Source organism: Rubrivirga sp. SAORIC476, from assembly GCF_002283555.1.
Taxonomy (GTDB): Bacteria; Bacteroidota; Rhodothermia; order Rhodothermales; family Rubricoccaceae; genus Rubrivirga.
Genome location: NZ_MVOI01000009.1, coordinates 20,675 through 27,745 on the forward strand (window position 1 = coordinate 20,675; position 7,071 = coordinate 27,745).

General features: G+C 66.7%; 12 protein-coding genes and 3 pseudogenes. All 15 read right to left on the reverse strand.

Translation table 11 applies throughout. The features are described 5' to 3' along the window. Positions 1-7 precede the first annotated feature (7 nt). Entirely contained in the window at positions 8-394 is a 387-nt protein-coding gene (rplX, locus tag B1759_RS16400) for a 50S ribosomal protein L24 (protein WP_095516169.1), read from the reverse strand. Between the two features lie 4 nt (positions 395-398). Continuing rightward, positions 399-767, reverse strand: a complete 369-nt coding sequence (gene rplN, locus B1759_RS16405) for a 50S ribosomal protein L14 (protein ID WP_095516170.1) — start codon at positions 765-767, stop codon at positions 399-401. Positions 768-833: 66 nt separating this feature from the next. Further along, entirely contained in the window at positions 834-1,124 is a 291-nt protein-coding gene (gene rpsQ / locus B1759_RS16410) for a 30S ribosomal protein S17 (RefSeq protein WP_095516171.1), read from the reverse strand. Between the two features lie 188 nt (positions 1,125-1,312). Next, complete coding sequence (gene rpmC / locus B1759_RS16415; RefSeq protein ID WP_198948966.1) at positions 1,313-1,528, reverse strand: 50S ribosomal protein L29; 216 nt, start codon at positions 1,526-1,528, stop codon at positions 1,313-1,315. Between the two features lie 48 nt (positions 1,529-1,576). Further along, a complete protein-coding gene (locus B1759_RS20280; protein ID WP_255380565.1) occupies positions 1,577-1,996 on the reverse strand; it encodes a helix-hairpin-helix domain-containing protein in 420 nt (139 codons plus the stop codon). 15 nt (positions 1,997-2,011) lie between these two features. Next, positions 2,012-2,413 (reverse strand): annotated as a pseudogene (rplP, locus tag B1759_RS20285) (50S ribosomal protein L16); the annotation flags it as partial. Between the two features lie 39 nt (positions 2,414-2,452). Further along, positions 2,453-3,258: pseudogene (gene rpsC / locus B1759_RS20060) on the reverse strand (30S ribosomal protein S3). A gap of 22 nt (positions 3,259-3,280) precedes the next feature. Then, a complete protein-coding gene (gene rplV, locus B1759_RS16430) occupies positions 3,281-3,640 on the reverse strand; it encodes a 50S ribosomal protein L22 (protein WP_095516173.1) in 360 nt (119 codons plus the stop codon). Between the two features lie 80 nt (positions 3,641-3,720). After that, the gene (gene rpsS / locus B1759_RS16435; RefSeq protein WP_095516174.1) at positions 3,721-3,999 is read right to left on the reverse strand and encodes a 30S ribosomal protein S19; all 279 of its coding nucleotides are present in this window, start codon (positions 3,997-3,999) and stop codon (positions 3,721-3,723) included. 5 nt (positions 4,000-4,004) lie between these two features. Further along, positions 4,005-4,835 carry a 50S ribosomal protein L2 gene (gene rplB, locus B1759_RS16440; RefSeq protein WP_095516175.1) on the reverse strand — a complete coding sequence of 277 codons (831 nt, stop codon included), beginning with the start codon at positions 4,833-4,835 and terminating at the stop codon, positions 4,005-4,007. A 53-nt stretch (positions 4,836-4,888) separates the two neighbouring features. Continuing rightward, complete coding sequence (gene rplW / locus B1759_RS16445; RefSeq protein WP_095516176.1) at positions 4,889-5,182, reverse strand: 50S ribosomal protein L23; 294 nt, start codon at positions 5,180-5,182, stop codon at positions 4,889-4,891. Between the two features lie 5 nt (positions 5,183-5,187). Continuing rightward, positions 5,188-5,865, reverse strand: coding sequence for a 50S ribosomal protein L4 (rplD, locus tag B1759_RS16450; protein WP_095516177.1), 678 nt, complete (start codon positions 5,863-5,865; stop codon positions 5,188-5,190). A gap of 4 nt (positions 5,866-5,869) precedes the next feature. Continuing rightward, on the reverse strand, positions 5,870-6,490 hold the full coding sequence (gene rplC, locus B1759_RS16455) for a 50S ribosomal protein L3 (RefSeq protein WP_095516178.1): 621 nt from the start codon (positions 6,488-6,490) through the stop codon (positions 5,870-5,872). A gap of 58 nt (positions 6,491-6,548) precedes the next feature. Further along, complete coding sequence (rpsJ, locus tag B1759_RS16460; protein WP_095516179.1) at positions 6,549-6,857, reverse strand: 30S ribosomal protein S10; 309 nt, start codon at positions 6,855-6,857, stop codon at positions 6,549-6,551. Between the two features lie 71 nt (positions 6,858-6,928). Continuing rightward, positions 6,929-7,071, reverse strand: a pseudogene (gene tuf / locus B1759_RS16465) (elongation factor Tu); the annotation flags it as partial.

Genomic DNA, 7,071 nt, shown 5'->3' on the forward strand with positions numbered 1-7,071 from the left:
AGGGGATTTAGCTGTCGAGCTCCTCGCCGGTCGTCTTGGCGTAGCGGACCCAGCGGCTCTGGCCGGTGTTGGGGTCCTCGACACGCTTGCGACCGATGCGGGTTGGGTTGCCCGAGCCGTCGACGGGCATCACGTTCGAGACGTGGATCGGCTTCTCCGCTTCGATGCGGCCGCCGTTCGGGTACGTCTGGTTGGGCTTGGTGTGCTTGAGCCGGAGGTTGACGCCCTCAACGAGGACACGCTCCGTCTTGGGGTACACCTCCAGGACACGCGCCTGGTGGCCCTTGGCCCGGTCGTTCTGACCGCCGCCGTGCGCCGTGATCGTCTTGGTGAGGACGACGGTGTCGCCCTTCTTGACGTGGAGCTTCTTCTGCTTGTTGGTCGTGCGGGGCATCGCTCTAGAGGACTTCGGGGGCGAGGGACACGATCCGCATGAACTGCCGGTCGCGGAGCTCACGGGCCACAGGCCCGAAGATGCGCGTGCCGCGGGGCTCGTCGGAGTCGTTCAGGAGGACGGCCGCGTTCTCGTCGAACCGGATGTAGGAGCCGTCGGGGCGACGGAGTTCCTTCTTCGTGCGGACGATGACGGCCTTCGAGACGTCGCCCTTCTTCACGTTCCCACCGGGGATCGCGTTCTTGACCGTGACGACGATGATGTCACCGACACCGGCGTAGCGGCGGCCGGAGCCACCGAGGACGCGGATGCAGAGGACCTCCTTGGCCCCACTGTTGTCGGCGACGTTGAGTCGGGACTCTTGCTGGATCATTGGGGTGCCGAGTGCGGGCCGGGCTCCAGACGGTTCGTCCAGGCGCCGACCCCGTTCGAGGGATGGTTAACGGGCGCGCTCGAGGACCTCCACGAGACGCCAGCGCTTCGTCTTCGACAGCGGGCGGGTCTCCTGGATGCGGACGGTGTCGCCCGTGCCGGCGTCGTTCGTCTCGTCGTGCGCCTTCAGCTTGGTCGTCTGCTTGACGAACTTGCCATAGATGGGGTGCTTCACCTGGCGCTCGATGGCCACGGTGATGGTCTTGTCCATCTTGTCGGAGACGACGAGGCCGACGCGGAACTTGCGCGCGCCGCGCTCGGCGACCGCCGCATCGGCGGTCGGGGTGTCAGTAGCCATAGCCTATGGGCCCCTTCGGGCGGGTTGCTATTCGCTTGGTGGGCCGGGACCCCACCAACTACGGGAGATGCGCCGGAGCGCGTGGCCGGGGGTTGCCGACCGGGGAACGTCGAGGATAGGCACGCTCCGAGTGAAGGGGCAGGGGAGAGCAGGGCTGAGCCCCCTCCCCTACCGAGACTTCACGCGGGCTACGCCTCGGCCTCGCCGCTCGCCTTCTTCTGGTTCAGGACCGTCTTCAGACGGGCGACCTCGCGGCGCTTCTCGCGCAGCACGATCGGGTTCTCGAGGCCGGTCACAGAGCGCCGGAAGCGCAGGTCCGTGAGGTCCCGCTGCTCTTCGGCGATCCGCTGGCGGATCTCGGCCTCGCTGAGGTCGCGGATCTCGTTGGCTTTCATGGTGGGCATGGAAAGGCCCCGGGCGGCTGCCCGAGGCCGGTGGTCAAATCGGAAGGGTTACGCGGTCGGCGCGTCGTCGCCGTCGGTGGCGTCCTCGGCAGACGACTCGGCAGCCGGAGGCGGCTCCACCGCCTCGGGCTCGTCGTCACCAGTGTCGACGGTGTTGCCGTCGGCCTCGCGGAGACCTTCGACGTACTCGTCGAGACCGTCGAAGTCGCCGTCGGCGAGGAAGCGAGCCTGGGCGGCCCAGGTCTCCTCGTTGACCGACTGCTGGGCGACGGTCCCGTCGGCCTCGATGGCCTTGCGAAGCGTCTCCAGGTCCGCGCTGGCGAGCGCCTCGTAGGAGTCGATGCCAACGCCGGCGAGCTGCTCGGCCATGACGTCACCGAGGCCGTAGACTTTGGTCAGGTCCTCGGTCACGACGGTCGCGTCGACGGCTTCGACGAGGTCGTCGGCGGTGCCAGCCGGCGGGGGCACGGGCTGCGCCTCCGGACGGATGACGAACTTGGCCTTGACCGGGAGCTTCTGGATCGCGAGACGCATGGCCTCCCGAGCGACGTCCTCGGGCACACCGCCGACCTCGAAGAGGATGCGGCCAGGCTTGACCACGGCCACCCAGTACTCGGGCGAGCCCTTGCCCTTACCCATGCGGGTCTCGGCGGGCTTCTTGGTGATCGGCTTGTCGGGGAACACACGGATCCACACCTTGCCCACGCGCTTCATGCGGCGGGTCATGGCGATACGGGCGGCCTCGATCTGGCGGGAGGTGATCCAGCCGGCCTCGAGGACCTTGATTCCGTAGTCTCCGAAGGAGATCCGGGCCCCGCGCTGGGCGAGACCCTTCACGCGGCCCTTCTGCATCTTGCGGAACTTGGTCCGCTTCGGCATCAACATGGCAAATTCAGTCTAGAGTGGTGCTATCAGAAGGGTCGGTTAGCGACGGCCGCCGCCGCTGTTGCCGCCACGACCACGGCCGCCACCGCCGCCGCCGCCGCGGTTGCGATCACGACCGCCGCCGCGCTCGTCACGCCCACCACCGCGGCCGTCACGACGACGACGCTCGGGGCCGCGTTCTGCTGGCGCTGAGCCGACGCGTTGGGCGAGAGGTCGGGCGTGCCGATCACCTCACCGTGGAAGATCCAGACCTTGACGCCGGCGGTGCCCTGGATGGTGAAAGCCGTGGCCTGCGCGTAGTCGATGTCGGCGCGCATCGTGTGGAGCGGCACGCGGCCCTCCAGGTACTGCTCGACGCGACCCATCTCGGCGCCACCGAGACGACCGGCGAGCTTGATGCGGATGCCCTGAGCACCCATGCGCATCGCGGCGCCGAGCGCCTGCTTCATCGCGCGGCGGTAGGACACGCGGCCCTCCAACTGCTGCGCGATGTTCTGCGCCACCAGCGAGGCGTCCAACTCGGGACGCTTGATCTCGTTGATGTTGATCTGGATGTCCTTGTCGGTGAGCGCCTTGAGCTCCTCGCGGAGCTTCTCGACCTCCGAACCACCGCGGCCGATGATGACACCGGGGCGCGAGGTGTGGAGCGTCAGGATGACGCGCTTGGGCGTCCGCTCAATGATCGTGCGCGAGAGGCCCGCCCGCTTGAGGCGCGCGTCGAGGTAGCGACGGATCTCGTGGTCCTCCACGATCTTGTCGGCGTAGGAGCCGTCCGTGTACCAGTTGGAATCCCAGCCTCGGATCACACCGAGACGGAAGCCGATGGGGTTGGTTTTCTGACCCATTGTCTTTGGTGTCTGGGGGTGATTAAGCCTCGGCCTTCACGTCGGGAGTCCCGACGACGACGGTGAGGTGGCTGGACCGCTTCAGGATCGGGTGGGCTCGGCCGCGCGAAACGGGCTGGAACCGCTTGATGACCGGCGCCTGGTCGACCATGATGGTCTTGACGATCAGGGCGTCGTCGTCGATGCGCTCGTCCTGGTTTTGGTCGATCAGGTTGCCGTAGGCGTCCTGGATGGCCCGACGGACCATGGCGGCGGCCTTCTGCGGCATGAACTCCAGGGTCGTGATGGCCTGCTGGGCGTTCTTGCCGCGGACGACGTCGGCCACGATCCGCATCTTGCGGGGGCTGATGCGGAGGTACTTCCGCTTGGCGCGTGCTTCCATTGCTAGTGCGTGGTTCGTAGTGCGTGGGCTCGGGGCGGTACGCGGGGCGTCCCCACGATCCACGTCCTACGCCCTACTGGTTATCGGCGTCGGTCCTTCTTGCCGCCCGCGTGGCCGCGGAACGTCCGCGTCGGGGCGAACTCGCCCAGACGGTGGCCGATCATGTTCTCGGTCACGTAGACCGGGATGAACTGCTTTCCGTTGTGGACGGCGAAGGTGTGCCCGAGCATGTCGGGAGTGATCATCGAGCCGCGGCTCCACGTCTTGACGACGCGCTTCTTGCCGCCCTCGTTCATCTCCTCGACCTTCGCGCGGAGCTTGTAGTGGACGAAGGGTCCTTTCTTCAGCGAGCGTGCCATGTGGGTTACTTCTTGGCCTTGCGGCGGCGGACGATGAACTTGTTCGACGCCTTGTTCTTCTTGCGCGTCTTGAAGCCCTTGGCGTAGACGCCAGTCGGGCTCTTCGGGTGACCACCGGACGACTTGCCCTCGCCGCCACCCATCGGGTGATCGACCGGGTTCATCGCCACGCCGCGGGTCTGGGGGCGGATGCCGAGCCAGCGCGACCGACCGGCCTTGCCGATCTCGATGTTCATGTGGTCCGGGTTGGACGTCTGGCCGATCGTGGCCCGGCACTCGACCGGGACGCGGCGGACCTCGCCGGAGGGGAGCTTCAGGTTGGCGTACTTGCCCTCCCGAGCCGTCAGCTGCGCGCTCGTCCCGGCAGAGCGGGCCATCTGCGCGCCCTTGCCCGGCTTCATCTCGATGGCGTGCACCTGGGTGCCCAGCGGGATGTTGGACAGCGGGAGGCAGTTGCCCACGTCGGGCGAAGCGTCGGGACCGTTCATGACGGTCGCGCCGACCTCCAGCTTGTCAGGGGCGATGATGTAGCGCTTCTCGCCGTCGGCGTAGAAGAGCAGTGCGATGCGCGCCGAGCGGTTCGGATCGTACTCGATCGCAGCAACGCGGGCGGGGATGCCCTCCTTGTTGCGCTTGAAGTCGATGATCCGGTAGCGGCGCTTGTGGCCGCCGCCACGGTGGCGGGAGGTCTTGCGACCGTTGTTGTTTCGGCCGCCGGACCGCTTCCACGTGTCGAGCAGGCTCTTCTCCGGCTCCGACTTCGTGATCGTGTCGAAGGCGGAGACCGAGCGATGCCGCTGACCCGGTGTGGTCGGCTTGAGCTTACGGATTGCCATGGTGTGAGGAGGCCTACCTGCCGACGGCGACCGCCGGCTTTGCGCCTCGTTGGTTAAACGGATTCGTAGAAGTCGATCTCGCCAGCCTTCAGCGTGACGATGGCCTTCTTCCAGCCGGCCTGACGGCCCTGGACGAGGCCCTTCTTCGTCATCTGACGGCGGCGCTTGCCGCGGACGACCATCGTGCGGACCTCCTTGACCTCGATGTCAGGGTAACGGTCCTCGATGGCCTTGCGGATCTCGAGCTTGTTGGCGGTCTTCTTGACGCGGAAGGTGTAGTGCGCGCCCTCCGAAGAGAGGCGCGTCGACTTCTCGGTCAGGACCGGTGCGAGGATGATCTGGCTCATGGGTCCTAGGCGTTGTCGCCCTCAGGGGCGGTCGAGGCCGCGGCCGAGGCCTTCACGGCCGGGCGCAGCGCCTCCGTGAGCACCTCGACCGCACCCTCCTGGAGGAGGATCGTCTTGGCGTTCATCAGGTCGAGCGTCGAGGCCTGGTCGGCCGGGCAGACAGTGACCCCGGGGAGGTTGCGGGCGGAGCGGTAGAAGATGTCGTCGATGCCGTTGGTGAGCACGAGCGCCTTGCCGGCGATCCCGTTGCTCTTCAGCATTCCAGCAATCTCGCGCGTCTTGGGCGCGTCCAGCGTCACCGTCTCGATGATGCGGAAGGCGTCGCCGTCGATCTTGTACTTGATCGCGCTGCGGCGGGCGAGCTGCTTCGTCTTCTGGTTGATGCGGAGCTTGTACTCGTGCGGGCGGGGGCCGAAGATGGTGCCGCCGCCCTTACGGAGCGGGCTCTTGGCATCACCGGCGCGGGCGTTGCCCGTCCCCTTCTGGCGGTACAGCTTGCGGCGAGACTTCGAGACCTCGCTGCGCTCCTTCGTCTTGTGGGTGCCCTGGCGCTTGTGCGCCTGGATCGCGCGGACATCGAGCCAGATGGCGTGGTCGTTCGGCTCCAGGCCGAAGATGGCCTCGTCGAGCTCGACCGTGCGGCCGGCCTCGGCCCCGTCGCGGGTGTAGACAGTCAGTTTCATGGATCTAGGCTCGGCGGATCTCGACGATCCCGTTCTTGTGACCGGGCACGGCGCCCTTGACCAGGATCAGGTTGTTGTCCGGGAAGGTGCGGACGACGCGGATGTTGGACTGCGTCACCCGCTCCCCGCCCGTACGGCCGGCCATCTTAGTGCCTTTGAACACGCGAGACGGGTCGGACGCCTGACCGATCGAGCCCGGGGCTCGCTGACGGTTGTGCTGTCCGTGCGTGGCATCGCCGACGCCCTTGAAGTTGTGACGCTTCACGACGCCCTGGAAGCCCTTGCCCTTGGACACGCCCGAGATCTGCACACGGTCGCCCTCGGCGAACACGTCGACGGTGATCTCGTCGCCCAGCGACACGTCGAGGCCGGAGTCCCGGAACTCGACGACGTGCTTCTTGGGGGAGACGCCTGCGGCCTCGAAGTGACCCTGGAGGGCCTTCGTGGTGCGGCTTTCCTTCTTGTCCTGGAAGCCGAGCTGGATGGCGGAGTAGCCATCCGTCTCAGGCGTCTTGACCTGCGTGACGGCGCAGGGGCCGGCTTCGATGACCGTGACCACCGTCTGGCGGCCGGACTCGTCGAAGACACTCGTCATTCCGACCTTGCGGCCGAGGAGTGCGCTCATTGAACCGGGGGGTTAGTTAAGCGGAAAAGAGAATGCGACCGACGATCGGCCGCACGAATCAGACCTTGATCTCGACGTGGACACCGGACGGAAGCTCGAGCTTCATCAGGGCATCGACGGTCTTCGACGAGGTCGACAGGATGTCGATCAGCCGCTTGTGATCGCGCGTCTCGAACTGGTCCCGCGCCTTCTTGTCGACGTGGGGCCCCTTCAGGACGGTGTAGATCTTCTTGCGCGTCGGCAGCGGGATGGGCCCGCTCACGACCGCGCCCGTCGACTTGACGGTGCGGATGATCTTCTCGGCGCTCTTGTCGACCAGCGTGTGGTCGAAGGACTTGAGCTTGATCCGGATCTTCTGGTTCGCCATGGTGGCAGGTTGGGACGCGCGAGCGGCAGGGGACGTAGAAGGTCCCACCTGCCACTCACTGCGTGTGTGCGTTAGTCGAGGATCTTGGAGACGACGCCGGCGCCGACCGTCCGGCCACCCTCGCGGATGGCGAACCGAAGGCCCTGCTCCATCGCCACGGGCTGGATCAGGTCCACCGTGAACTGCGTGTTGTCGCCCGGCATCACCATCTCGA

What these genes read in the sequence shown, in the direction of transcription:
- rplD (WP_095516177.1), bottom strand. Translation starts at nt 5,865, where the DNA reads ATGAAACTGACTGTCTACACCCGCGACGGGGCCGAGGCCGGCCGCACG.
- rpsQ (WP_095516171.1), bottom strand. Translation starts at nt 1,124, where the DNA reads ATGGCTACTGACACCCCGACCGCCGATGCGGCGGTCGCCGAGCGCGGC.
- rpmC (WP_198948966.1), bottom strand. Translation starts at nt 1,528, where the DNA reads ATGCCCACCATGAAAGCCAACGAGATCCGCGACCTCAGCGAGGCCGAG.
- rplV (WP_095516173.1), bottom strand. Translation starts at nt 3,640, where the DNA reads ATGGAAGCACGCGCCAAGCGGAAGTACCTCCGCATCAGCCCCCGCAAG.
- rplB (WP_095516175.1), bottom strand. Translation starts at nt 4,835, where the DNA reads ATGGCAATCCGTAAGCTCAAGCCGACCACACCGGGTCAGCGGCATCGC.
- rplW (WP_095516176.1), bottom strand. Translation starts at nt 5,182, where the DNA reads ATGAGCCAGATCATCCTCGCACCGGTCCTGACCGAGAAGTCGACGCGC.
- rpsJ (WP_095516179.1), bottom strand. Translation starts at nt 6,857, where the DNA reads ATGGCGAACCAGAAGATCCGGATCAAGCTCAAGTCCTTCGACCACACG.
- rplX (WP_095516169.1), bottom strand. Translation starts at nt 394, where the DNA reads ATGCCCCGCACGACCAACAAGCAGAAGAAGCTCCACGTCAAGAAGGGC.
- rplN (WP_095516170.1), bottom strand. Translation starts at nt 767, where the DNA reads ATGATCCAGCAAGAGTCCCGACTCAACGTCGCCGACAACAGTGGGGCC.
- rplC (WP_095516178.1), bottom strand. Translation starts at nt 6,490, where the DNA reads ATGAGCGCACTCCTCGGCCGCAAGGTCGGAATGACGAGTGTCTTCGAC.
- rpsS (WP_095516174.1), bottom strand. Translation starts at nt 3,999, where the DNA reads ATGGCACGCTCGCTGAAGAAAGGACCCTTCGTCCACTACAAGCTCCGC.